Below are 24,093 nucleotides of genomic sequence, written 5' to 3' on the forward strand. Positions count from 1 at the left end.
CCTGTCATCACGTGACGATCTTGAACCAGAAAGGCGCCCCGTGGGTCGATTGAAGTTGGCGATTCTCGCCCTTGCAGCGGTCGTGTTGAGCGGCTGCTCTCCTGTCGACGACTCCGACATCAAGCGCTTGGCGCTCCCGGTGGCCGGAAGCGATCGCACCCAGTACGTCTGGGACCTCTGGCTCGGCGCCTGGATCGCCACGGCCGTCACCTTCGTGCTGGTCTTCGGCCTGCTGGTGTGGTGCATGGTGCGCTACCGCCGACGCAGCGACGACGAGATCCCCGTGCAGGTCCGTTACAACCTCCCGATCGAGGCGCTGTACACCTTCGCGCCCGTCATCATCGTCGCGGTCTTCTTCTTCCACACCGTGACCGCCCAGAACGCGATCCTCGAGAAGGTCGACGAGCCGGACCACACGATCGAGGTCGTCGGCTCCAAGTGGCAGTGGGCCTTCAACTACCTCGACGAGGACACCACGGCGGGCGAGGACGTCTACGACTTCGGCACCCCCGAGAACCCGGCCGAGCTGTGGCTCGCCGTCGACGAGTCTGTGCGCTTCGACCTCAAGTCGCCCGACGTCATCCACTCGTTCTGGATCCCCGAGTTCTACTTCAAGATGGACGTCGTGCCGGGCAAGGTGAACTCCTTCGACGTCACGCCGACGCGCGAGGGCACCTTCACCGGTCGCTGCGCCGAGCTGTGCGGCCTCTATCACTCACGCATGATCTTCAAGGTCAACGTGGTCTCCCGCGCCGAGTACGACGCGCACCTCGAGTCGCTCCAGAGTGATGGCAACATCGGTCGACCGACCGGTGCCGAGGAAGCCGACAAGATCGCCGGTCTGGATCCCGAAGGAGCCGAGGACTGATGGCCACCACCACCGCCGCGTTCGACACCGGTGAGGCTCACGTCGAGCCGGGTCCCCAGATCGCGGGCAGGACACTGCCGCAGAAGATCATCACGTGCCTGACGACGACCGACCACAAGGTCATCGGCAACATGTACCTGGTCACGTCCTTCGCCTTCTTCATCATCGGCGGCGTCATGGCCCTGGTGATCCGCGCCGAGCTGGCCCGGCCTGGCACCACGTTCGTCGACGACGAGACGTACAACCAGCTCTTCACGATGCACGGCACGATCATGCTGCTGCTGTTCGCGACGCCACTGTTCTTCGGGTTCGCGAACGTCATCATGCCGCTGCAGATCGGCGCTCCCGATGTCGCCTTCCCCCGGCTCAACATGTTCAGCTACTGGCTGTACCTGTTCGGTGCGCTCATCACGGTCTCGGGCTTCCTGGCGCCGACCGGGGCGGCGAGCTTCGGGTGGTTCGCCTACGCGCCGCTCTCGGACGGCGTGAACTCACCCGGTGTCGGTGGTGACCTGTGGGTCATGGGCCTGTACCTCGCCGGCATCGGCACGATCCTCGGCGCGGTCAACTTCGTGACGACGATCTTCTGCATGCGCGCCCCGGGCATGACGATGTTCCGGATGCCGATCTTCGTCTGGAACGCGCTCGTCACGAGCCTCCTGGCGTTGATCGCCTTCCCGATCTTCGGTGCGGCGCTCCTGGCGCTCGCTGCCGACCGCATGTTCGGTGCCCACGTGTTCGACGCCGCCAACGGCGGACCCATCATGTGGCAGCACCTGTTCTGGTTCTTCGGCCACCCCGAGGTCTACATCCTCGCGCTGCCGTTCTTCGGCATCGTGACCGAGATCCTGCCGGTCTTCGCCCGCAAGCCCATCTTCGGTTACGTGGGGCTGGTCGGTGCCACCCTGATGATCGCGGCCCTGTCGGTCGCGGTGTGGGCCCACCACATGTACGTCACGGGTTCGGTCGACCTCGCGTTCTTCAGCTTCATGACGTTCCTGATCGCGGTGCCCACCGGGGTCAAGTTCTTCAACTGGATCGGCACGCTATGGGGGGGATCTCTGTCCTTCGACACCCCGCTGATCTTCTCGCTCGGCTTCCTCACGACCTTCCTCTTCGGTGGTCTGACGGGTGTCATCCTGGCCTCGCCGGCCCTCGACTTCCAGCTGTCGGACTCCTATTTCGTGGTCGCGCACTTCCACTACGTCGTGTTCGGCACGGTCGTGTTCGCGATGTTCGCGGGGTTCTACTACTGGTGGCCCAAGATGACCGGGCGCATGCTCGACGAGAAGCTCGGCAAGATCCACTTCTGGCTGCTGTTCATCGGTTTCCACCTGACGTTCCTCGTGCAGCACTGGCTGGGCGTCGAGGGCATGCCACGCCGGTACGTCGACTACGCCCCGAGCGACGGCTTCACGACCCTGAACGAGATCTCCTCGGTCGGCGCGTTCCTGCTCGGCGCCTCCATGATCCCGTTCTTCCTCAACGTCTGGAAGTCGCGCAAGAGCCCGCTGGTCGGGCTCGACGACCCGTGGGGCTGGGGCCGGTCGCTGGAGTGGGCCACGAGCTCGCCCCCGCCGCGCCACAACTTCCACTCGTTGCCGCGCATCCGCTCCGAGAGCCCGGCGTTCGACCTGCACCACCCCGAGATCGCGGCGCTCGAGCTCCAGGACAACCCGGACGAGCAGTCGATCTTCGCCGATGCGCCCGACGTCGCGGGCAAGCCCGGCACCGAGGGCACGCCGAACAGCCCCACCTCGAACGACAGGGAGTCCTGACCCATGAAGGCCGAGCTCTGGACCATCGCGTCGTGTGGCATCTTCTTCGCGCTGATCACCCCGATCTACTGGGTGCTCACGAGTGACCCCACCGGTTCGGTGGCGCTGCTCATGACCACGCTCCTCTGCGTGCTGATCGGGTTCTACCTGGCCGTCGTGGCCGGACAGATCCCGGAGCGACCCGAGGACCGCAGCGACGCCGAGATCATCGACGGCGCCGGCGAGCTCGGATTCTTCCCGGCCTCGAGCTGGTGGCCGCTGTTCGCTGGGCTGTCGTTCGCGACCGTCGTGCTGGGTGTCGTGTTCGGCTGGTGGCTCTTCATCATCGGCGTCGCGGTCGGAGCTGTGTCGCTCGTGGGCTGGGTCTTCGAGTTCTACCGCGGCGTGCACAAGCACTGAGCCGCCACCAGCACTGAGCCGTCCTGCGACACCCGCCCGTCCGCACCTCGTGCATGGCGGGCGGTTCGCATCCGGCACGTAGCATGTACGGGTGAAGAAGCTACTCCTCGTCCTCCTGGCGGCCGTGCTCGTCCTGTCAGGCTGCACCGGCAACGGATCGAGCTCGAGCGACGACCAGGACTCGGCTGAGGCCGCCGTCCTCGCCGCGAACGTCGATGACGCTGTGGCGGACGTCGACGTCGCGACCGTGGTCGAGGTGTCGCTGCAGCACGGCACCTTCGAGTCCGTGGCGCTCACGGCGGCCGACGGCAGCGTGATCGCGGGTGCCCCCGTCGAGGACGGTGGCAGCGATGCCGTGGACCCCGACGCCACGGGAAGCACCACCGAACCCTCGAGCGACGAGCAGGTCTCCGGCACGACGTGGGCCGCCTCGGATCGGCTCGAGCCGGCCACCGCGTACACCCTGACGGCGACAGCGGTCGGCGACGACGGCGAGACCGTGGACCTCACGCGAACCTTCACCTCGATGGCGGTGGCGGAGGACGACGAGATCTTCCCGTCGGTGGCCCCCCTGGCGGGTGAGACGGTCGGGGTCGGCATGCCGGTCGTGGTGCTGTTCGACCACCCCGTCACCGATCGCGCGTCGTTCGAGACGCACATGTTCGTGGCCAGCACCCCGGCGCAGACCGGGAGCTGGTACTGGCTCAGCGACACCGAGGCCCACTGGCGGCCGCAGGAGTACTGGCAGGCGGGCACCTCGGTGCAGGTGCAGCTAGACCTCAACAGCGTGCCCGGCGGCGACGGCCGCTACGGACAGGAGAGTCGCGTCATCGACTTCGCGGTCGGCAGCTCCAACATCTTCACCGTCGACATCACGGCTCACACGATGTCGGTCGAGCGCGACGGCCAGGCGGCCGGTACCTACCCCGTCACGACCGGCGACTCGAGCCACCGCACACGGGGTGGCACGAAGATCATCATGGAGAAGCACGAGTCGATCGACATGGATGCCGCCACGACCGGCGTCGACAGCAGCGACCCGAACTACTACCGCGTCGAGGGCGTCCGGTGGGCCATGCGCCTGACGTACTCGGGGGAATTCATCCACGCGGCTCCCTGGTCGGTCGGCCAGCAGGGCCGCGCCAACGTCAGCCACGGCTGCGTCGGCATGAGCACCGAGAACGCCGGACAGGTCTTCTCGAACGCCCTGCGCGGTGACGTGGTCAACTTCGTGAACGGGTCCCGCGCGCTCGAGCCGGGCAACGGGTGGACCGACTGGAACGTGTCGTGGGACCAGTACCAGCAGGGCTCCGCCCTCTACCAGGCTCCCGCCTGACGGTTCCCGCCCCGGTGCGGTGAGCCCGGGCCCATTCGCGTCCGTGGGATGGGTCCTAGCCGTACCCACAGTGCAAGGGCTTCGGCGCGGGAGGTGTGGCCAGTGGAAGATCTGTCGATCGGCCTGCTCGACCTGTGGTGACCCCGTGGGCGGCGAAGAACTCCCCGGCCAGTCGCGTGTGGTCGTCGACGGCCGCGTGGACGGCGCAGAACCCGATGCCGCCGGCCTCGGACGCCTTCGCTGCGTTGGTGCGCTTTCCAGCCGCCGTCGTCAGGGATCCGGCCGGCGTTCGTGAGGTCGATGTAAATCAGATCGCCCGCGATCTCGCGCTCGCAGCGGCGGGTCGTGGCCTTCGAGGCGCGGATGACGTGATGCGGACGCGGCGACCGGACCGGTCTGGCCCTCGGCGCGGAACCGAGTGGCCCACCGGCTCGCACACTGACGACCCGATCGTCACCACCGTGCCCGCCGAGTACATCTGGTTCACCGCCGGAGGTGGTGGGGGCACTCACCGCCCGCAACGCCGAAGCCCGGCCCCCGCAGTGGGGAGCCGGGCTTCGGCGTGTGTTGCTGGTAACCGTCAGTGCGACTTGGGCACACCGGCGTCCGAGACGCCGCCGAACTCGTCGCCCCGGTTGCTCGGGTGACCGTCGAAGTGCGACAGGTGCTCCTCGGCGTGGTGCACGTCGTCGACCGTGGGCTTGTCGAGCACGCCCTGGTAGTAGAAGTTCCGCAGGCGGGCCCGCAGACGCTCCTTGCGACCTTCCTGGTTCTCGACACCGTTCTCGTCGAGCAGCGCAGCACCCTCCAGCTGGGGCAGACGCTGACGCGCCGTGAGCTCGTACTGCGTCGCGGCCGGCAGGGGAGCGTGGCGCTCGGCGTAGCCGCCCGAGGGCGATCGCTCGATGACACCGGTCTCGTAGCCGTGCAGCACGTTGTCGTGGTCGCGGTGCTGCAGACCGATGCAGATCCGGCGCACGATCAGGAACGCGATGACCGGGAACAGGAAGAACCCGACCCGGAAGATCCGCGTGAGCGTGTAGATGTCGAGGCCGAACTGCGTCGCGATGATGTCGTTGCCACCCGCGGCCCAGCCGACGCCGTACATCGTCATGGCGGCGACACCGAGTGCCGTGCGCGTCGGCGCGTCACGAGGACGCTCGAGCAGGTGGTGCTCACGGTCGTCCTGCGTGATCCAACGCTCGATGAACGGCCACAGGGCCAGGGCCGTGAACAGCAGGCCCAGACCACCCATGCCCGGGATCACGACGTTCCAGCTGAAGGTCCAGCCGAAGATCGTGCTCTCCCAGCCCGGCATCAGACGCACCAGGCCCTCGGAGAAGCCCATGTACCAGTCAGGCTGCGAACCGGCCGTGACCTCGGACGGGTTGTAGGGGCCGTACGCCCAGACCGGGTTGATCTGGATGATCGCGCTGAACAGGGCCGTGAAGCCGAAGACGACGAAGAAGAAGCCGCCGGCCTTGGCCGCGTACACCGGGAGCATCGGGTAGCCGACGACGTTCTCGTTGGTGCGTCCGGGCCCGGGCCACTGCGTGTGCTTGTGGTAGACGAGCAGCAGCATGTGGGCCGCGATCAACCCCAGCAGCAGGGCCGGGATCAGCAGGATGTGCGCCATGTAGAGGCGCGGGATGATCAGCTCGCCGGGGAACTCGTCGCCGAACACGAAGAACTCCACGTAGGAGCCGACGAACGGGATCGACCGGATCAGGCCGTCGACGAAGCGAAGACCCGTGCCCGAGAGCAGGTCGTCGGGCAGCGAGTAGCCCGCGAATCCCTCGATCATGCCGAGCGCGATCAGGCCGACACCGATGAGCCAGTTGACCTCACGCGGCTTGCGGTACGCGCCCGTGAAGAACACGCGCAGCATGTGCACGATCATCGAGGCGATGAACAGCGCGGCCGCCCAGTGGTGGATCTGCCGCATCAGCAGACCGCCGCGGATGTCGAAGGAGATGTCGAGGGTCGAGGCGTAGGCCTGCGACATCTCGATGCCCTTGAGCGGCTCGTACGAGCCGTTGTAGATCGTCTCGCCCATGCTGGGCTGGTACCAGAAGGTCAGGAAGGTGCCGGTGATCAGCAGGATCACGAAGCTCCACAGCGCGATCTCACCGAGCATGAACGACCAGTGCTCGGGGAAGATCTTGCGCATGTTCTTGCGCGCGATGCCGGCGACGCCGAGGCGGTCGTCGATCCAGCCCACGGGGCCGGCAGCCTTCTTGCCGCCCTTCGTGTCCTGGATGGGGGTGTAGGTGTCAGTCGCCATTACGCACCGTCCCGGTCATTTTCCTGGTCGAGCTTCTTCTGGTCTCGCGCCAACTCGGGGTAGCTCGGCGCCACGATCTCGGGGAAGTCGCTCATCGCGATGATGTAGCCCTGCTCGTCCAGGCCCAGGGGCAGCTGGGGGAGCGGGCGGTGCGCCGGGCCGAAGATGACCTTGCCGTTGTCGGCGAGGTCGAAGGTGGACTGGTGGCACGGGCAGAGCAGGTGGTGCGTCTGCTGCTCCCAGAGCGAGATCGGGCATCCGACGTGGGTGCAGATCTTGGAGTAGCAGAGGATGCCGTCGATGCCCCAGTTGGCCTTCTCGGCATCCGGGGTGATGTCGGCGGGGCGCATGCGCACCACCACGACGGCAGCCTTGGCCTTGGCGGCGAGGAGCTCGTGACCGTGGATCTCGGCCTCTTCCTCGCCCTCGGCGGGGAAGAACACGGCGGGCTCGCCGTTGATGAGCTGGCCGACCTCGATGTCGGACGGCCGCAGGGGCAGCCCGGAGATGTCGTTGACGACCCGCATGCCCTTCTTCCAGACCGTCTGGGCCTGGCCGTACGGGAGCGGACCGAGGTCACGCAGCAGGAAGACGCCCGGCAGGGCCAGCGCGCCGACGGCGCCGAGGAGCGAGTTGCGGATGAGCGGTCGGCGACCGATCTGCGACTCCTTGATGCCGGCGTTGAGGTCGTCGAGCACCGCCATGCGGTCGTCGTCGGAGGACTTGGCCGGATGGCGCATCTCGACCATCTCGTGGTCCTGCATGATCTTCTTGGCCCACTGGATGATGCCGATGCCGATCAGCAGCAGCGCACCGCCCAGGGTGGCGCCGAGGGCGAAGTTCTGGGCGGACCAGCCGAGGAACGTGGTCTCGAAGTCGACCGTGACGTACGCGACGCAGAAGCCGATCGCCAGGAGCGTCGCGACCCCGAACATCAACGAGATCTGACGCTCGGTGCGACGGGCCTGGGCCTCGTCGACGTCGGTGACGCGGTAGTGGTGCTCCGGGAGTCCCGGGTCGGCGATGGGCTCGGCGACCGGGAGGTTCGAACCGTGCGTGTCGAGCTCGCTCACTGCTGGGCCCCCTTCGGCTTCTTGGTGGAACGGGTGCCGTGCGCCGCGATCCAGATCGCGAAGCCGACGAGACCGCCGATGCCGAACAGCCAGGTCCAGACGCCGTCGGCCACGGGGCCGATGCCGCCGCCGCCGAAGCCGCCGTAGTTGGGCTGGTCCTGGACGGCCTTGATGTAGGCGATGACCGCGCGCTTGTCCTCGGGCGTGATGACGTCGTCGGAGAAGACCGGCATCTGCTGCGGGCCGGTCTGCATGGCCTCGTAGATGTGCTTGGCGCTGACGCCCTCGAGCGTGGGGGCGTAGCGACCGTCAGGCAGGGCACCGCCGGCGCCGACGGAGTTGTGGCACGCGGTGCAGTTGGTACGGAAGAACTCGCCACCGAGGCTGATCTCGTCGGCCGAGGCGTCCTCGACGTCGAGGTACTCGTCCTCCGGGATGGCCGGACCGGGTGCCAGCGAGGCGATGTAGGCAGCGAGCTGCTTGGTCTCCTCGTCGTTGTACTCGGGGGTCTTGCGGGGCGCCTGCGGGGCGCTCTGGGCCATCGGCATGCGGCCCGTGCCGACCTGGAAGTCGACCGCGGCCGCTCCGACGCCGATCAGTGACGGGCCGTAGTTGCCACCGCTGCTGGTGATGATGCCCTCGGCGTTCTGGCCGTGGCAGCTCGCGCAGCCGATGACGAACAGCTCGCGTCCGGCCTCGATGTCGTCGAGCGAGGACGTGTCGGCCGTGGCTCCCTTGGGGGCGAACGCCATGTAGAGCACGGCGGCGATACCCAGCGCTCCCAGGATCACGAAGACGCCGGCCAGTGGATGCCGTCGCCGGGTCGACAAGGTGCGCACCGGGTACCTCACTTCGATGTCGTGACTACTACGGGATGTCGTTGGCTACAGAGTAACCGCACTACTACAGGATGTCGTTGGCTACAGCGTAGCCGCGCGCGGGCACAGAAATGGGGTTAGGTGAGCCTTGCTCACTGCAGGATGTAGATGGAGGCGAAGAGCGCCACCCACACCACGTCCACGAAGTGCCAGTAGTACGACACGACGATCGCGCTGATCGCCTGCTCGTGGGTGAACTTGCGTGTCACGAAGGTGCGTCCGATGACCAGGAGGAAGGCCATCAAGCCGGCGACGACGTGGATGCCGTGGAAGCCGGTCGCGAGGTAGAAGAGGCTGCCGTAGGCCGACGACGAGAGCGTCAGGCCCTCGTGGATGAGCTCGGCGTACTCGGTGGCCTGACCGCCCACGAAGATCGCGCCCATGATGAACGAGAGGGTGAACCACTCGCGCATGCCCCACTCGCGGACGTTGAGCAGACCGGCGCTGCGCCCGGCCTTGCCGCGTGCCGCGGCGAAGACGCCGAGCTGGCACGTGACCGAGGACGCCACCAGGATCGAGGTGTTCGTCGCCGCGAACGGGAAGTTCAGCAGCTCGGTCTCCTGGGCCCACAGCTCAGGGGTGACGTTGCGGACCGTGAAGTACGCGGCGAACAACGCCGCGAAGAACAGCAGGTCGCTGGCCAGCCAGATGATCGTGCCGACCGTCACCATGGACGGGCGGCCTTCCTGGCCGTGAAGTCGGGACGCGGGGATCGCGGAAGTAGTCGCCACGCGTTCATTATGTACGATCCGAACGTGTCCAGTGACCGCCCCCTGCGTGTCCTCGTCTACAGCGACGACCGCGACGTCCGTCAAGCCGTGCTGCGCGCCCTGGGACCCCGGCCCCACCCCGATCTCCCGCCCCTGGAATTCGTGGAGGTCGCGACGCAGCCCGTCGTGCTGCAGCACCTCGACGAGACCCGGGCGTCCGAACGGATCGATCTGGTGATCCTCGACGGCGAGTCGGTCCCGGTCGGTGGGCTCGGCATCGCGCGCCAGATCAAGGACGAGATCTTCCGGGCGCCGCCCGTCGTGGTCGTCACGGGTCGCCCCGGCGACGTCTGGCTCGCGCACTGGTCGCGCGCCGACGCCGTCGCGAGCCATCCGATCGATCCGCTGACGTTCGCGGAGACGGTCATCGGCGTCGTCCGCGACGTCGTCGCCAGCGGCTGATACGGCAGGCTGGGCCCATGACCCACACGTGGCCCGACGTCCTGTCGTCCCTGACCGCCCGCCGCGACCTCGAGCCCGCCGCCGTCCGGTGGGCGATGGGGGAGATCCTCGACGGCCAGGCCTCGGACCCGCAGATCGCCGGCTTCGCCGTGGCGCTGCGCACCAAGGGTGAGACCCGGGCCGAGCTCCAGGCGCTGGCCGACCAGATGCTCGAGTCGGCCGTCAGGCTCACGGTCACCGACCGGGTGCTCGACATCGTGGGCACGGGCGGTGACCTCGCCAACACGGTCAACATCTCCTCGATGTCCGCGGTCGTGGCCGCTGGCGCCGGCGCCGGCGTCGTGAAGCACGGCAACCGGTCGGCCTCGAGCTCCAGCGGCTCGGCCGACGTGCTGGAGGCGCTCGGGGTCCGTCTCGACGTCCCGCCCGACCGGATCCTCCAGGTGTACGAGCGGGCCGGCATCACGTTCTGCTTCGCGCGGGTCTTCCACCCCTCGTTCCGCCACATCGGTCCCGCGCGTTCGGCCCTGGGCATCCCCACCACGTTCAACTTCCTCGGACCGCTGACCAACCCGGCCTCGCCGGCGGCCATCGCGATCGGCTGTGCCGACGCGAGCATGGCGCCGCTCATGGCCGGCGTGCTGGCCGAGCGTGGCAACGACGGCCTGGTGTTCCGCGGCGACGACGGTCTCGACGAGCTCACGATCACCACGACCTCGCGGGTCTGGGTCGTGGCCGGCGGCGCGGTCGCCGAGGAGACGCTGGACCCGACCGACCTGGGGCTCGACCGGGCGCCGGCCGGTGCCCTGGCCGGCGGTGACGTCGCCCACAACGCCGACGTGTTCCGTCGGGTGCTCGACGGCGAGACCGGAGCGCCCCGCGATGCCGTGCTGCTGAACGCCGGTGCCGGGATCGCCGCGCACACCGGGGAGGCCGGCTCCCTGGTCGAGCGGCTCGGCGCGGGGATCGAGCGGGCCCGCGACTCGATCGACTCCGGCAGGGCGCGGGACGTGCTGGCTCGCTGGGCGGCCGCGACCGAGGATCTCGTCGGGTAGACCCGCGGGCGCGGTCGCGGCGTAGGCTGAGCCCGTGATCACCGCGATCGTCTTCATCCATGCCGACGTCGCCCGCCTGTCGGGCATCGCCGACGAGATCTCGCAGGTCCCGGGGGTCAGCGAGGTCTACTCGGTGACCGGCGACCTCGACCTCGTGGCCATGGTGCGCGTGCGCTCGATCGACGGCGTCGCCACGACCGTGACCGACGGCATCAACACCGTCGAGGGCGTCGAGGCGACGCAGACGCAGATCGCGTTCCGGACCGTGAGCCAGCACGACCTCGATGCGGCCTTCAGCATCGGTCTCTGAGCCTCACCGCACGTGGCGGGCCGCCGACGGGTAGCCGGAGCGCCACGTGCCGCTGACGAGCCGGACGCCCGGAGCGGTCAACCACCGGCGCACGATCTCGACCTCCTCGACGGTGCAGGCCGGCGCCGGGCCTGCGGCCGGCGCGACCGTCTCGGCGGTCGCGAGCAGCTGGGCCAGCCACGGCTCGTACGGCCGGCCGTGGGGGAGGACGCCCGCCGCGGCCAGGCGACCGTGGCGCACGACGTGCATCTCCCAGCCGTCGTCGCGCCGTGAGGCCGCCACGATCTCCGGCTCGCGGGTGAGCTCGAGCAGGCGCTGGGTGCGGTCGACGCCCCGCACGAGGGAGGCGAGCCGGTCGCGGACGACGGCGGCGTCTTCGTAGCGCTCCTGCGCGGCGAGGTCGCCCATGCGGCGGCCGAGGGCGTCGACGACGGCCTGCGGGTCGGACTCGAGCGCTGCGCGGAGCCGCTCGACCTCCTCGGCGTACCGCTCGGGGGTGACGGCCTGGTCGCACGGGGACAGGCAGCGTCCCATCGCAGCCAGCACGCACGGCGACGAGCGGGGAGCCCGGCCGAGTCGCTGGGTGCACTGGCGTACCCGGAACACCTCGTGCAGGGCGTCGAGGGCGGCGACGGCGTCGGCGCGGCCACGGAAGGGTCCGACGTGCAGGGCGTCGGGCGAGACCTTGGCGACGATTGAGAGGCGGGGCCAGGGCTCGACCGTGAGCCGCAGCCACGTCGTGCGCTCGGGGAACTTCGATCGCCGGTTGTAGGGCGGCCGGTGGCGGGCGATCAGACGCAGCTCGCGCACCTGTGCCTCGAGCCGGGTGGCGCAGGAGACCGCTTCGACCCGCTCGGCGAGGCCCACCATCTCGCCCATGCGGGTGCGGGTCTCGGCCCGCGTGAAGTAGGAGCGGACCCGGGTGCGGACGTCGCCCGAGGTGCCCACGTAGAGGACCTCGTCGCGCCGGTCGCGGAACAGGTAGACGCCGGGCGTGTGCGGGAGCTTGTCGGCGAGATGACGCTTGCGGCGCTGGGCGACCGTGACGGTGGAGGTGAACTCGCGGGTCTCCTCCAGCGAGTGGACCCCGAAGGTGCCGAGCCGGCCGATCAGGTGGTGGAGCACGTCGACCGTGGCCCGCGCGTCGTCGAGCGCGCGGTGGTTGGGCGTGGTGGTGGCGCCGAGGTGCGCGGCGAGGGTGGAGAGCTTGACGTTGCGGACCTCGTCCTTCAGGAGCACGCGGCGAGCGAGGACCACGGTGTCGAGCACCTCGAACTTCGGCCACGGGATCTCGAGCTCTCGGGCGGCGTGCTTGAGGAAGCCGACGTCGAACGGGGCGTTGTGCGCCACGAGCACGGTGCCCCGGGCGAACTCCAGGAAGCTCGGCAGGACCTCGGCGATGCGCGGCGCCGACACGACCATGGCGTCGGTGATGCCCGTGAGCACCGTGATGAACGCCGGGATCGACTCGTCGGGATTGACGAGGGTCTGGAACTCACCGAGGACCTCGCCGCCGCGCACCTTGACCGCACCGAACTCGGTGATGCGCGATCCCTTGGCCGGCGAGCCGCCCGTGGTCTCGAGGTCGACGACGCAGAACGTGACGTCGGCGAGCTGGCGACCGAGATCGTCCAGAGCGGCCTGGCTCCAGCGTGCTTCCTTGGCCATGGGACGACACGCTAGGCGGCGGGTCAGACAGAAGGGCGACGCCCGGGAGCCCCGACGAGCCTCGTCCGGACGCCGACTCCCCGTCGTTCCGCGGAAAGTGTCCGAGGAGGGTCCTAGCGTCCACGACATGGACACCGAATCCCACGACCCCGTCGTCGTCGACTGCGACCGATGCGTCGTCCGCAGCCCGGCTGCCTGCGGCGACTGCGTCGTCACCTTCCTGCTGGGTGCACCGCCCGCGGGCATCGAGATCGCGGCCGACGAGCAGGCGGCGCTGGACGCCCTGGCCGACGGGGGCCTCGTCCCTCCGCTGCGCCACGTCACGGCGATCCCCGACCGCCACTCCGACTCCGCCTGAGATTTGAAGCCGTCACCCACCCCCGCGTAAGGTGACTCCTTGTGCGTCCGGAGAACGCCGATCCCCCCGATCGGCGGCGGACCCACCATCGTGATGGTCAGGCGTGGGGAAGACGCCTGAACGCTCGGTGTTCGATCGTCTGGAGAAGTGCGTGGCCTCCACTCACCACCCTGCCCGAAGCATTCCTCGTCGCCTCGCCGTCGTCGTCACGGCGACGGTTCTCGGCGCCGGCCTCGTCGTCGGTTCCGCCCAGGCCGAGCCCGACCGTGCCGATGCCGTGGCCCAGGTCGAGCAGGCGTTCAACGCCGCCGCGGCGGTGAACGAAGAGGTCAACCAGCTCACGAGCGACATCGCGTCGGCCCAGGCGTCGATCGCCGCGCTCGACGCCGAGATCGCCGAGATCCAGGCGGACTACGACGAGCAGCGTGACGCGCTCGGCTCGGTCATCGCCCAGCAGCAGATCGACTCGCCGCTCGGCACGACCGCCAGCCTCTTCGGCAGCGACGATCCGACCAGCTTCCTGGAGGGCCTCAGCGCGGTCCAGGCGTTCAACTCCTCCCAGGCCGAGGCCCTCGACGCCGCCTCGAGCACGGCTGACGACCTCGCCAGCCGACAGACCCAGCTGGAGCAGCTCTCCGCTCAGCTCGAGGCCGACAAGGCCGACGCCGACACCAAGCAGGCCGAGGTGCAGGACGCCTACGACGCTGCCCAGGCCCAGCTCTCGCAGCTCGACGAGGCGCAGCGGGTCCAGTTCGACACGGCCAACACCACGTCGCTGCCGGCCAACCCCGGCGCGGCGCCGAGTGCCTTCTCCGGGTCGGCGATCGACTTCGCGCTCAGCCGCATCGGGGTGCCGTACCGCTACGGCGGCAACGGTCCCGACTCCTACGACTGCTCGGGCCTCACGAAGGCGTCGTTCGCCGCCGCCGGCGTCAGCATCCCGCGCACCGCGAGCGCTCAGTACAGCGCGTCGACCAAGGTCTCGATGAGCGACATCCGGCCCGGCGACCTCGTGTTCTACGGCAGCATGTCCCACGTCGCGATCTACCTCGGCAACGGCCAGGTCGTCGAGGCGCCGAGCTCGGGCAGCTCGGTGCGCGTCACCTCGATGCGCAGTGACTTCACGAAGGCCGGCCGGTTCGGCTGAGCCGGACCGCACGGCCGTGAGTCCCTCGCCCCGTCGCGCGACGCCGACCCTGGTCGCGCTCGGGGTGCTGCTGGCGCTCGTGGCCGCGCTCCTGGTCTGGCAGCGCCCGTGGGCGTCGCAGGACCCGTCGGCCGCTGCGGACGACTCCGACCTCGACGCGCGCCTGCGCAGCCAGCTCACGTCGGCCACGGCCGCGACCGACGCGGCCGGCTGGGCCGCGGAGTTCGGACCGGGCGGCGTCGGGGTGGGCCAGGCCTCGTGGGAGGCCCGCGAGGCGCTGGGCGTCGACGACGCGACCCTGACGCTCCTCAGCGTCGGGGCCGCCCCCGATCGCGACGACGGCACACGCTCCGCGGTCATCAGGGTGTCCTGGACGACAACCGACGACGCCCTGCTCGGCCCCGCCGAACAGGTCACGGCCACGGTCGCCGCGCGGGTGCGCTCCGCGGCCGGGACCAACGAGGTGGACGTGCTCGGCTTCGGACCCCGTGACGGCGGGTCCGCCTCGGACCCGCTCCCGCTGTGGCTCGCCGGCGAGGTCGTGGTGAGTGGTAGCAGCGACGTCCCGGTCGTCACGGTCGCCGCCGCGGACGGTCCCGGCGTCCCTGAGGCCGCAGCGCTGACCGCCGTGGGTCAGGCCCAGGTCACCGCTCTCACCGGCAGCTCGTCGCGGGCCGCCGTCATCGTGCCGTCGAGGGCGCAGGACGCGGCGGCCCTGCTGGGCCGGGCGCCCGACGCGCTCGGTCCGGTGGCCGGCGTGACGACGAGCCTGCCGGGAGTCGGGTCGCCCGTCGTGGTGCTGAACCCGGGTGAGTTCGCGCGCATGGACCCCCGCGGCAGTCAGATCGTCGTGACCCACGAGCTGACGCACGCGCTGACCGACGTCGTCGGCACCACGGCTCCCACCTGGCTCGTCGAGGGCTTCGCCGACTGGGTGGCCCTGCACGACGACACCGCGCCGCTCGCGACCTCCGCCGGCGCCCTGCTGACGCAGGTCGCCCAGTCGGGCCCGCCCGACGCCCTGCCCACCGACGAGGACCTCGCCGGACCCACGTCCGGTGCCGCGTACCAGGGTGCGTGGCTGTCGGTGGTCGTGCTGGCACGGGACCACGGCGGCGACGAGGCCGTCCTGCAGGTCTATCGCGCGGTCGCGGGTGGCGCGCCGGTCGAGCAGGCGCTCGCAGCCGTCGGGACCTCGGTCGCCGAGCTCACGGCGCAGTGGCGCGACTACCTCGTGTACAGCGCCTCGACCGTGTCGTGAAAATCGCGCAGCACCGCGGTGCGCCTGACCTTGAACGACGGGGTCAGGTAGCCGTTCTCCTCGGTCCAGTCCTCGTCGAGGATCACGAACTTCCGGATCGACTCGGCCTGTGACACCAGCGTGTTGGCGTCGTCGACGGCGTCCTGCACCTTGGCCGTGAGGTCGGCGGAGTCGAGCGGGCCGTCCCAGCCCTCGGGGTCGATCGTCACCAGGGCGGCGATGAACGGCTTGCCGTCGCCGACCACCAGGCACTGGCTCACGACGGGGTGCGAGCGGACCCGGTCCTCCAGCACCGCCGGAGCGACGTTCTTGCCACCGGCGGTGACGATGATCTCCTTCTTGCGACCCGTGATGCGGACGTAGCCGTCGGCGTCGACGTCGCCGAGGTCGCCCGTCGCGAACCAGCCCTCGGCGTCGACCGCCTGGGCGGTGGCCTCGTCGTTGTTCCAGTACTGCGTGAAGACCTGCGGACCGCGGACGTGCAGCTCGCCGTCCTCGGCGACCCGGAACTCGGTGTGGGGGAACGGCTGGCCGACCGTCCCCACCCGGTGGGCGTCGGGCGTGTTCACGGTCAGGGCGGCGGTGGTCTCGGTCAGGCCGTAGCCCTCGAGCACCGTGATGCCGATGCCCCGGTAGAAGTGCGCCAGGCGCTCGCCCAGGGGCGCGCCGCCGGAGATCGCCCAGTCGGCGCGTCCGCCGAGCGCGGCCCGCAGCTTGGCGTAGACGAGTCGGTCGAACAGCGCGTGCTGGCCGCGCAGCACGACGCTCGGCTTGCGGCCGTCGGCCTCGGCGCGACTCGTCGCGATCGCGACGGTGACGGCCTTGTCGAAGATCTTGCCCTTGCCGTCGGCCCAGGCCCGGGTGCTCGCGGTGTTGAACACCTTCTCGAACACCCGCGGCACCGCGAGCACGAACGTGGGCCGGAACTCGCCGAGGTGCGTCGTGAGGTCGGTGATGTCGGCGGTGTGCGCGAGCACCGTGCCGGAACGGATGCTGCCGATCTGGATGATGCGGGCGAAGACGTGGGCCAGCGGCAGGAAGAGCAGGGTCGAGGCCCCCTCGACCGAGAACAGCTGGGGAAGCCGTTCGAGGGCGCCGGCCAGCTCGGCGCGGAAGTTGCCGTGGGTCAGGACGCACCCCTTCGGGCGTCCCGTGGTGCCGGAGGTGTAGATCACGGTGGCCGGGGACTGGCTCGTGAGGGTCGAGCGACGGGCCTCGAGCTCGGCGTCACTGACGTCGTGGCCGGCGGCCGTGAGCGCAGCCACGGCGTCCGACTCCAGTGACCAGACCGAGCGCAGCGACGGCGCCTCGGGGCTGGCGGCATTGACCCGCTCGACGTGGGTCGCCGACTCGGCGACGCACGCGACGGCCCCGGAGTCGCTGAGGATCCAGGCGATCTGCGCGGTCGAGGAGCTCTCGTAGACCGGGACGGTGACGGCTCCGGCCCACCAGATCGCGTAGTCGAGCAGCGTCCACTCGTACCGGGTCTTCGACACGATGGCCACGCGGTCGCCGGGCTGCACGCCGCTCGCGACGAGCCCCTTGGCCACGGCCGTGACCTCGCGGTGGAACGTCCCGATCGACACCTCGCTCCAGCCGTTCCGCGTGCGCCGGGCCAGCGCGGGCGCGTCGGGCGCCCCGAGCCGGTCGAGGACGTCGAGGGTCAGGTTGCCGTCGAAGGGATCGGTGCTCACGCTCGCGAGATTACTCGCCGGTCGCCCGGGTCCTGGTGCCCGCCCGAGGCCGGGGCGCCGGGAAGGTGGGCGGCCGCACCGGCGGCCTGCACGTGGATACGATGACCTCCACACCTTCCACGAGGCAGGAGAACCGATGGCGCGCACGTCCGGTGACATCGTCGTGGCCGCTCCTGCGGCCGACGTGATGTCGGTGATCGCCGACTTCGCCGCCTATCCGACCTGGGCCACGGGGGTCCGCCGGTGCGAGGTGCTCACGACCCTCGACGACGGGCGGCCCGAGACGGTCCGCTTCGCGCTCGACGCGACCCCCATCCGCGACGAGTACACCCTCGGCTACACCTGGCACGGCGACACGGGCGTCTCCTGGGAGATCGTGGAGGCCGGCGAGGTCCTGACCTCGATGGACGGTGCCTACGAGCTCGAGCCGGCCGACGCGGGCACGAAGGTCACCTACCAGCTGCGCGTCGACGTCTCGATCCCGCTGCTGGGGATGCTGAAGCGCAAGGCCGAGAAGGTCGTGATCGACTCGGCCCTCAAGGGCCTCAAGAAGCACGTCGAGGCTGCGGGTGCCTGACGCCGAGGAGCCGGTGGGCACGCTCGCCGAGGAGGCCGCCCGCCTGCTGGCCGCCGTCGTCTCCGGAGGTCGCAGCGACGTCAGCGAGGACGACTCCGTGCCCGGCCCGGACGACAGCGCGACGAGCCACCGGTGCACGCACGGCTGGTGCCCCCTGTGCCAGGCGGCCGACTACGTGCAGGAGCACCCCGAGGTCGTGACGCAGGTACTGGTGGCGGGTGCCGAGCTCCTGAAGGTCGTGCGTGACGCGGTCGAGAAGACCGCCGGGCGCGCCCACGGCCACGACGAGGAGCAGCAGTGAGCGGCCTGGAGGTCGGCGTCGACGTCGGTGGCACCAAGATCGCCGCGGGCATCATCGACGAGACCGGCGCGATCGTGCGGTCGGCGCGGCGCCCCACGCCCGGTTCCACCGACATCCCGGCGGCGATCGCGGAGCTGGTGCGCGAGATCGCTCGGGAGCAGAGCGTCGCCGCGGTCGGCATCGGCGCTGCGGGCTTCATCTCCGCGGACCGGCAGACGGTGCTCACGGCACCCAACATCGACTGGAACGACGAACCCCTGGGGCACGACGTGTCCGCCTTGCTCGGAGTGCCGGTCGTGGTCGAGAACGATGCCAACGCGGCGGCCTGGGCCGAGCACCGCTTCGGCGCGGGCCGCGGGGCGCACCAGATGCTCGCGGTCACGGTGGGCACCGGGGTCGGCGGTGGCCTGGTGGTCAACGGGCACCTGGTGCGAGGCGCCCACGGCATCGCGGCCGAGGTCGGCCACATCCGGTTCGAGCGGGGCGGTCTGCTGTGCGGCTGCGGCCTCCACGGCTGCCTGGAGCAGTACGCGAGCGGCACGGCCCTGGAGCGGCGCGCCGAGGGCCGGCTCGTCGGTCCCGACGGCGGGCCCGTCTCGGGTCCCGAGATCACTCGGCTGGCGAACCAGGACGACCCGGCGGCCTGCGCGCTCCTGGCCGAGTTCGGGCGCGACCTCGGCGAGGGCATCGCCACCCTCGTGGCCGTGATCGACCCCGAGGTCATCGTGATCGGCGGAGGTGTCGCCGAGGCCGGCGACCACCTGCTCGACCCGGTGCGTGCGGGCCTGGCGGCCTTCCTCACCGGCGGCACCGAGCGCCCGGGACCGAAGGTCGTCGCGGCCGAGCTCGGCAACCAGGCCGGACTCGTCGGCGCTGCCGACCTCGCGGTCGATCTCGGCGATGCCTGAGCGCCTCGCCGTCGGCATCGACATCGGCGGCACGAAGATCGCCGCCGGTGTCGTCGACGAGGACGGACGGATCCTGGCGCGCCGACGTCGCCTCACCCCCTCGACCGACGCCGAGCTCGTGCTCACGGCCATCGCCGAGCTCACCGAGGAGCTGCGCGACGAGCACCCGGTCAAGGCGGTCGGCATCGGTGCAGCGGGGTTCATCGACGAGTCGCAGTCGACCGTGATGTTCTCGCCGCACCTCGCGTGGCGCAACGAGCCGTTGCGCGACCGGGTGGCCCGTCGCACCCGCCTGCCCGTGCTGGTCGACAACGACGCCAACACCAGCGCCTGGGCCGAGTGGCGGTTCGGGGCGGCGCAGAACGTGCCGGACGTCGTCACGGTCACCCTGGGCACCGGCATCGGCGGGGCCATCGTGATCGACGGCCAGCCGTACCGAGGCGCGCACGGCATGGCGGGGGAGTTCGGGCACCAGCAGGTCGTGCCGGACGGGATCCTCTGCGAGTGCGGCAACCGCGGCTGCTGGGAGCAGTACGCGTCGGGGCGGGTGCTGTCCCGGCGCGCCGCGGCCGAGGTGGCCGCGGGCACGCCGGCCGGTGGTCGGCTGCTCGAGCTCGCCCGGCTCGACCAGTCCCCGGCCGACGCGGCGCAGGTCGCGGTCGACGGCACGCACGTCACGCGCCTGGCCGCGTCCGGCGACGCGACGGCCGTGGCGTGGATCGCCGAGGTGGGTCACTGGCTCGGCATCGGGCTGGCGAACCTGTCGGCCTCGATCGACCCCGGCCTGTTCGTCATCGGTGGGGGCGTCAGTGACGCCGACGAGATGCTGCTGGCTCCGGCTCGAGCGGCGCACGCCGATCAGCTGGTGGGTCGTGGCTTCCGCTCCGAGGCGCGGATCGTGCGGGCCCACCTGGGCCCCGACGCCGGCCTCGTCGGAGCGGCCGACATGGCGCGGATCAGAGCACGGCGCCGTCGCCCGGCGAATCCGGCCGGCCGCGCGCGGGTAACCGCGAGAACAGGTAGGTCGCCCCGGCGCAGGCGATGAAGCCTGCCCCGAGGACCATGCCCCGCGGCAGGAAGACGCCCACGATCGTGCACACCACGAGCAGGGCGGGCACGCCGAGCGCGGCGACCCAGGCCGCGGTCGTGGGCCAGGCCATCTGAGGGATGCCGACCGGATCGACCTGCCGGTAGAACGGCTCGTCGGGCAGCTGGTCGAACTCCGGCTCGTCGAGCTCGACGGGGATCGCTCGCTCCGGCTTCGGACGGCGTGGCTCGAGGGGAGGCTCGGCGCTCGACAGGTCGTCGGGCAGCTCGAGGTCGAGCCCCTCGACGATCTCGTCGAAGCGGGTGCGCATGCGGTCGGCGTCGTCAGGCACCGGTGGCTCCCGGGGTTGCTCCCGTGACGTGCTGCGCCACGAACTCGTCGGTGCGCGCGAAGATCAGCGGCGCGTCGTGGTCGAGTGTCGCGACGTGGAAGCTGTCGACCAGCGTGACGTCGTCGACGACGGACGAGGAGACTCCGGCCAGGACGAGCTCGCGGCTCCACGGATCGACGACGTGGTCGTCGGTGGACCGGAAGAACAGGAGCGGGGCCTGGATCCGCCCCAGGTCGCGCCGCACGTCGGCCCACAGCTTCGTCATCGAGGCGAGCGCCTTGAGCGGCGTGCGGTCGTAGCCGTACTCGTCGGTGCCGGGCCGCTTGATGTCGTTGCCGATGCCGGGCATCGACGGCAGCACGTGCTGCAGCAGCGGGACGAGCTTGAGGTCCTTGCGGCGCGATGCGATGGCGGGGTTGACCACGACGACCGCGTCGACCGTGTCGGGGTGCTGCTCGGCGAGACGGAGGGCGAGGCAGCCGCCCATCGAGAGGCCGCCGACCACGACGTGGTCGCAGCGCTCGCGCAGCTCCAGGAGCTCGGCCTCGACCGTGGCGTACCAGTCCTGCCACCGGGTGCGGTTCATGTCCTGCCACGACGTGCCGTGGCCGGGCAGGCGCGGGACCCGCACGGTGTGACCCTGGCGGACGAGGTGCTCGCCCCACGGGACCATCGACGCGGGGGAGCCCGTGAAGCCATGGCTCAGCAGGAAACCGACCGTCCCGCCGTCGTGCGAGAGCGGGGCGGCCTCGGGCCGCACGTCGGTACCGGATGCTGCAGAGGGGCTCGCCATGACGCCATCGTATGTCGCCCGCGTCACGTCGGAGTAGAGTCGGCGCCGACCGCCTGAAGGAGGCCGCGTTGTTCTACTGGTTCCTCAAGTTCCTCGCCCTGGGACCGTTGCTGCGCGTCGTCTTCCGACCGTGGGCGGAAGGCCTGGAGAACGTGCCCAAGGAGGGCGGCGTGATCCTGGCGTGCAACCACCTGTCGTACAGCGACTGGCTCTTCATGCCTCTCGTGCTCTCGCGCCGTGTCACGTTCGTGGCGAAGGCCGAGTACTTCGAGGGTCCGGGCGTCAAGGGCTGGTTGCAGAAGACGTTCTTCTCCGGATCCGGCCAGGTCCCGATCGACCGCACGAGCGGCTCGGCGGCGGCCGGTGCCATCAAGACCCAGCTGCGACTGCTCACCGAGGGGCAGATGTGTGGCATCTTCCCCGAGGGCACGCGCTCGCACGACGGCAAGCTCTACCGGGGCCGCACCGGTGTCGCGCGGATCGCGCTCGAGTCGGGCGTGCCGGTCATCCCCGTCGCCGTGATCGGCACCGACGTCGTGGCGCCGCCGGGCAAGGTCTTCGGCAAGCGCATCCGGCCCGGGGTGAGGTTCGGTGCACCGCTCGACTTCAGCCGCTACGAGGGCATGGAGGGCGACCGCTACATCCTGCGCGCCATCACCGACGAGATCATGTACGAGATCATGCGACTGTCCGACCAGGAGTACGTCGACCTCTACGCGCAGGACGCCAAGAAGCGCAGCCTGAAGGCCTCGGAGGACGCCGAGGCGGCCGAGGTGCAGGAGGAGCTCGGGTCCGGTCGCTGAGGCGGTGGGGGGTCCGCTGCGGCGAGGCTTATATCCTTGGCCGGTGAGCATCCCCAGCCTGGCTGACCTGCACGCGATCGGTGCCGCGCAGCAGCCCACCTACACGGACCCGGACGCGCGTGACGCGGCCGTCGACACCCTGCGACGCATGCCGCCGCTGGTGTTCGCCGGCGAGTGCGACGCCCTGCGCGACCGCCTCGCCCAGGTGGCGCGGGGCGAAGCCTTCCTCCTGCAGGGCGGCGACTGCGCCGAGACCTTCGAAGGGGTCACGGCCGACAACGTCCGCAACAAGCTGCGGGTCCTGCTCTCGATGGCCGTCGTGCTGACCTACGCCGCGAGCGTCCCGGTCGTCAAGGTCGGGCGCCTGGCCGGCCAGTACGCCAAGCCGCGCTCCTCCGACACCGAGACCCGTGACGGCGTGACCCTGCCGGCCTACCGCGGCGACGCGGTCAACGGCTTCGACTTCGAGCCGCAGTCGCGTGCGCACGACCCCCAGCGGCTCGTCGACGTGTACAACGCGTCGTCGTCGACGCTGAACCTCGCCCGCGCGTTCACCAAGGGTGGCTACGCCGACCTGCGCCAGATGCACTCCTGGAACAACGACTTCGTCCGCAGCAGCCCGCTCGGCCAGCGCTACGAGTCGATGGGGCGCGAGATCGACAAGGCGCTGTCGTTCATGGACGCGATCGGGATCGATCCCGCCCAGCTGCACACGGTCGACTTCTACTCCTCCCACGAGGCGTTGCTGCTGGAGTACGAGCACGCCCTCACGCGGATCGACTCGCGCACCGAGCAGCCCTACGACGTCTCGGCCCACTTCCTGTGGATCGGCGAGCGCACGCGCCAGCTGGACGGCGCCCACGTCGAGCTGCTCAGCCGCATCGCCAACCCCGTGGGCGTCAAGCTCGGTCCGACGACCTCGGCCGACGACGCGATCGCCCTGGCGGAGAAGCTCAACCCCGACCGCATCCCGGGCAAGCTCACGTTCATCACACGCTTCGGCGCCGGCAAGATCCGCGACGGTCTGCCGCAGATCGTCGAGAAGGTCACCGCCGCGGGCATCGAGGCCGCCTGGGTCTGCGACCCGATGCACGGCAACACGTTCGCCACCGACAACGGCTACAAGACCCGCGAGTTCGACGACGTCATCGACGAGGTCCGCGGATTCTTCGAGGTGCACCGCTCGCTGGGCACCTGGCCCGGAGGCGTCCACGTCGAGCTGACCGGTGACGACGTCACGGAGTGCATCGGCGGTGGCAACCGTCTCTCGGCGGCCGACCTGTCCACGCGCTACGAGACCCTGTGCGACCCGCGCCTCAACCGGGCGCAGTCGCTCGAGCTCGCGTTCCTCGTGGCCCAGATGCTCGGCGAGGCCACGGACTGACGGGTCCGCCGGCACCTGACGTGTTCGGTCCTGATGCACAAAAGCCGGCCACGGACCGACCGGCCGCCCACGTCGCTCGGTCCGTGGCCGCTTGTCTTTAGCCCACGGCCCGGGCCAGCTCAGTGGCTCGTCACCCCTCCGGCTGCACCCGCAGGGTCATGAGGGTCGTGGCCAGGGAGTCGTACTGGCCGCAGAGCAGGCAGAACTCCACGAGCGTGGCGTCGTCGAGGTGCTGCTGCAGAGCGGCCCAGGCGATGTCGTCGATGTCGCGCTGGGTCACGAACTGGTGAGCGGCCTCGAGCAGGGCCTGCTCGCGCGGGCTCCAGCCCTCCCAGTGGCGGTCGCCGGCGTGCTGGACCTGCTCGGCGGTGAGGCCGACCCGTCGACCGATGCGGCGGTGGTGGTTGAGCTCGTACTCGCAGGCGCGGGTCGTGGCGACGTGCAGGATGACGAGCTCGGTCTCCGTGCGTGGCAGACGCCCGCCCGGCATGAGCCGACCGGAGTACCAGAGCCAGGCGCGGAACAGTCCCCGCTGCCGGCCCAGGGTCGTGAAGATGTTCGGGCGAGGGCCGCCCACGACCCTGCCCGCGATCGCCGCGATGCCGTGGTTGACGAGGCCGAGCTCACGCCGGCCTCCGGGGGCGATCCGAGGAGTGCTGTCCATGGG

The 24,093-nt window shown here is 70.3% G+C and carries 25 protein-coding genes and 1 pseudogene; 16 read left to right on the forward strand and 10 right to left on the reverse strand.

Going from position 1 to position 24,093, the window contains the following annotated elements:
- Positions 1-40: 40 nt before the first annotated feature.
- From ctaC to V6S66_RS05940, 4 genes are all read left to right on the forward strand, one after another.
- Positions 41-868 carry an aa3-type cytochrome oxidase subunit II gene (gene ctaC / locus V6S66_RS05925; protein WP_334205821.1) on the forward strand — a complete coding sequence of 276 codons (828 nt, stop codon included), beginning with the start codon at positions 41-43 and terminating at the stop codon, positions 866-868.
- Positions 868-2,646, forward strand: a complete 1,779-nt coding sequence (ctaD, locus tag V6S66_RS05930) for an aa3-type cytochrome oxidase subunit I (protein ID WP_334205822.1) — start codon at positions 868-870, stop codon at positions 2,644-2,646. Before ctaC ends, ctaD begins: the two co-directional genes overlap by 1 nt.
- 3 nt (positions 2,647-2,649) lie before the next feature.
- Complete coding sequence (locus V6S66_RS05935) at positions 2,650-3,045, forward strand: cytochrome c oxidase subunit 4 (RefSeq protein ID WP_334205823.1); 396 nt, start codon at positions 2,650-2,652, stop codon at positions 3,043-3,045.
- A gap of 91 nt (positions 3,046-3,136) precedes the next feature.
- Complete coding sequence (locus V6S66_RS05940) at positions 3,137-4,381, forward strand: L,D-transpeptidase (protein WP_334205824.1); 1,245 nt, start codon at positions 3,137-3,139, stop codon at positions 4,379-4,381.
- Positions 4,382-4,517: 136 nt separating this feature from the next.
- Here V6S66_RS05940 and V6S66_RS17015 read toward each other — a convergent pair.
- From V6S66_RS17015 to ctaE, 5 genes and pseudogenes are all read right to left on the reverse strand, one after another.
- Positions 4,518-4,749 (reverse strand): annotated as a pseudogene (locus tag V6S66_RS17015) (IS481 family transposase); the annotation flags it as partial.
- Between the two features lie 212 nt (positions 4,750-4,961).
- A complete protein-coding gene (gene qcrB, locus V6S66_RS05945) occupies positions 4,962-6,665 on the reverse strand; it encodes a cytochrome bc1 complex cytochrome b subunit (RefSeq protein ID WP_334205825.1) in 1,704 nt (567 codons plus the stop codon).
- A complete protein-coding gene (gene qcrA, locus V6S66_RS05950; protein WP_334205826.1) occupies positions 6,665-7,738 on the reverse strand; it encodes a cytochrome bc1 complex Rieske iron-sulfur subunit in 1,074 nt (357 codons plus the stop codon). The genes qcrB and qcrA overlap by 1 nt, the downstream gene beginning before the upstream one ends.
- Complete coding sequence (gene qcrC, locus V6S66_RS05955; RefSeq protein ID WP_334205827.1) at positions 7,735-8,577, reverse strand: cytochrome bc1 complex diheme cytochrome c subunit; 843 nt, start codon at positions 8,575-8,577, stop codon at positions 7,735-7,737. The genes qcrA and qcrC overlap by 4 nt, the downstream gene beginning before the upstream one ends.
- A 131-nt stretch (positions 8,578-8,708) precedes the next feature.
- The gene (gene ctaE / locus V6S66_RS05960) at positions 8,709-9,347 is read right to left on the reverse strand and encodes an aa3-type cytochrome oxidase subunit III (protein ID WP_442885895.1); all 639 of its coding nucleotides are present in this window, start codon (positions 9,345-9,347) and stop codon (positions 8,709-8,711) included.
- 24 nt (positions 9,348-9,371) lie between these two features.
- Between ctaE and V6S66_RS05965 the strand changes: the two genes are divergently transcribed.
- The 3 genes from V6S66_RS05965 to V6S66_RS05975 are packed head-to-tail and all read left to right on the forward strand — an operon-like array spanning position 9,372 to position 11,153.
- Positions 9,372-9,788 (forward strand): hypothetical protein, encoded by a 417-nt coding sequence (locus V6S66_RS05965; RefSeq protein WP_334205828.1) that lies wholly within the window; start codon positions 9,372-9,374, stop codon positions 9,786-9,788.
- A 17-nt stretch (positions 9,789-9,805) separates the two neighbouring features.
- Positions 9,806-10,843, forward strand: a complete 1,038-nt coding sequence (gene trpD, locus V6S66_RS05970) for an anthranilate phosphoribosyltransferase (RefSeq protein ID WP_334205829.1) — start codon at positions 9,806-9,808, stop codon at positions 10,841-10,843.
- A gap of 34 nt (positions 10,844-10,877) precedes the next feature.
- Positions 10,878-11,153, forward strand: a complete 276-nt coding sequence (locus V6S66_RS05975; RefSeq protein WP_334205830.1) for an Lrp/AsnC family transcriptional regulator — start codon at positions 10,878-10,880, stop codon at positions 11,151-11,153.
- Between the two features lie 3 nt (positions 11,154-11,156).
- Here V6S66_RS05975 and V6S66_RS05980 read toward each other — a convergent pair whose 3' ends face one another.
- Complete coding sequence (locus V6S66_RS05980; RefSeq protein ID WP_334205831.1) at positions 11,157-12,821, reverse strand: DEDD exonuclease domain-containing protein; 1,665 nt, start codon at positions 12,819-12,821, stop codon at positions 11,157-11,159.
- A 127-nt stretch (positions 12,822-12,948) separates the two neighbouring features.
- On the opposite strand from V6S66_RS05980, the gene V6S66_RS05985 reads away from it, so the two are divergent.
- From V6S66_RS05985 to V6S66_RS05995, 3 genes are all read left to right on the forward strand, one after another.
- Positions 12,949-13,179 (forward strand): hypothetical protein, encoded by a 231-nt coding sequence (locus V6S66_RS05985; protein WP_334205832.1) that lies wholly within the window; start codon positions 12,949-12,951, stop codon positions 13,177-13,179.
- Positions 13,180-13,330: 151 nt separating this feature from the next.
- The gene (locus tag V6S66_RS05990; protein ID WP_334205833.1) at positions 13,331-14,326 is read left to right on the forward strand and encodes a C40 family peptidase; all 996 of its coding nucleotides are present in this window, start codon (positions 13,331-13,333) and stop codon (positions 14,324-14,326) included.
- A 16-nt stretch (positions 14,327-14,342) separates the two neighbouring features.
- Positions 14,343-15,587, forward strand: a complete 1,245-nt coding sequence (locus tag V6S66_RS05995) for a hypothetical protein (RefSeq protein ID WP_334205834.1) — start codon at positions 14,343-14,345, stop codon at positions 15,585-15,587.
- Here the strand turns inward: V6S66_RS05995 and V6S66_RS06000 are convergent.
- On the reverse strand, positions 15,554-17,281 hold the full coding sequence (locus tag V6S66_RS06000) for an AMP-dependent synthetase/ligase (protein ID WP_334205835.1): 1,728 nt from the start codon (positions 17,279-17,281) through the stop codon (positions 15,554-15,556). The two genes, V6S66_RS05995 and V6S66_RS06000, sit on opposite strands and share 34 nt — an antisense overlap.
- Before the next feature lie 136 nt (positions 17,282-17,417).
- Here V6S66_RS06000 and V6S66_RS06005 point away from each other — a divergent pair, with 136 nt between their 5' ends.
- Genes V6S66_RS06005 through V6S66_RS06020 form a run of 4 tightly spaced genes read left to right on the forward strand, consistent with a single transcriptional unit; the run spans position 17,418 to position 20,112 of the window.
- Positions 17,418-17,858, forward strand: a complete 441-nt coding sequence (locus V6S66_RS06005; protein ID WP_334205836.1) for an SRPBCC family protein — start codon at positions 17,418-17,420, stop codon at positions 17,856-17,858.
- The gene (locus V6S66_RS06010; protein WP_334205837.1) at positions 17,851-18,159 is read left to right on the forward strand and encodes a hypothetical protein; all 309 of its coding nucleotides are present in this window, start codon (positions 17,851-17,853) and stop codon (positions 18,157-18,159) included. Before V6S66_RS06005 ends, V6S66_RS06010 begins: the two co-directional genes overlap by 8 nt.
- Positions 18,156-19,067 (forward strand): ROK family protein, encoded by a 912-nt coding sequence (locus V6S66_RS06015; protein WP_334205838.1) that lies wholly within the window; start codon positions 18,156-18,158, stop codon positions 19,065-19,067. The genes V6S66_RS06010 and V6S66_RS06015 overlap by 4 nt, the downstream gene beginning before the upstream one ends.
- Entirely contained in the window at positions 19,060-20,112 is a 1,053-nt protein-coding gene (locus V6S66_RS06020) for an ROK family glucokinase (RefSeq protein WP_334205839.1), read from the forward strand. Before V6S66_RS06015 ends, V6S66_RS06020 begins: the two co-directional genes overlap by 8 nt.
- Here the strand turns inward: V6S66_RS06020 and V6S66_RS06025 are convergent.
- Positions 20,024-20,446 carry a hypothetical protein gene (locus tag V6S66_RS06025; RefSeq protein ID WP_334205840.1) on the reverse strand — a complete coding sequence of 141 codons (423 nt, stop codon included), beginning with the start codon at positions 20,444-20,446 and terminating at the stop codon, positions 20,024-20,026. The genes V6S66_RS06020 and V6S66_RS06025 overlap by 89 nt on opposite strands.
- Positions 20,439-21,239, reverse strand: coding sequence for an alpha/beta hydrolase (locus V6S66_RS06030; protein WP_334205841.1), 801 nt, complete (start codon positions 21,237-21,239; stop codon positions 20,439-20,441). Before V6S66_RS06030 ends, V6S66_RS06025 begins: the two co-directional genes overlap by 8 nt.
- Before the next feature lie 68 nt (positions 21,240-21,307).
- On the opposite strand from V6S66_RS06030, the gene V6S66_RS06035 reads away from it, so the two are divergent.
- The gene (locus V6S66_RS06035) at positions 21,308-22,042 is read left to right on the forward strand and encodes a lysophospholipid acyltransferase family protein (RefSeq protein WP_334205842.1); all 735 of its coding nucleotides are present in this window, start codon (positions 21,308-21,310) and stop codon (positions 22,040-22,042) included.
- 43 nt (positions 22,043-22,085) lie between these two features.
- Positions 22,086-23,426 (forward strand): class II 3-deoxy-7-phosphoheptulonate synthase, encoded by a 1,341-nt coding sequence (locus tag V6S66_RS06040; RefSeq protein ID WP_334205843.1) that lies wholly within the window; start codon positions 22,086-22,088, stop codon positions 23,424-23,426.
- Between the two features lie 130 nt (positions 23,427-23,556).
- Here V6S66_RS06040 and V6S66_RS06045 read toward each other — a convergent pair whose 3' ends face one another.
- Positions 23,557-24,090 (reverse strand): carboxymuconolactone decarboxylase family protein, encoded by a 534-nt coding sequence (locus tag V6S66_RS06045; RefSeq protein WP_334205844.1) that lies wholly within the window; start codon positions 24,088-24,090, stop codon positions 23,557-23,559.
- Positions 24,091-24,093: the final 3 nt, after the last annotated feature.

It is taken from the genome of Aeromicrobium sp. Sec7.5 (assembly GCF_036867135.1).
Classification (GTDB): Bacteria; Actinomycetota; Actinomycetes; order Propionibacteriales; family Nocardioidaceae; genus Aeromicrobium.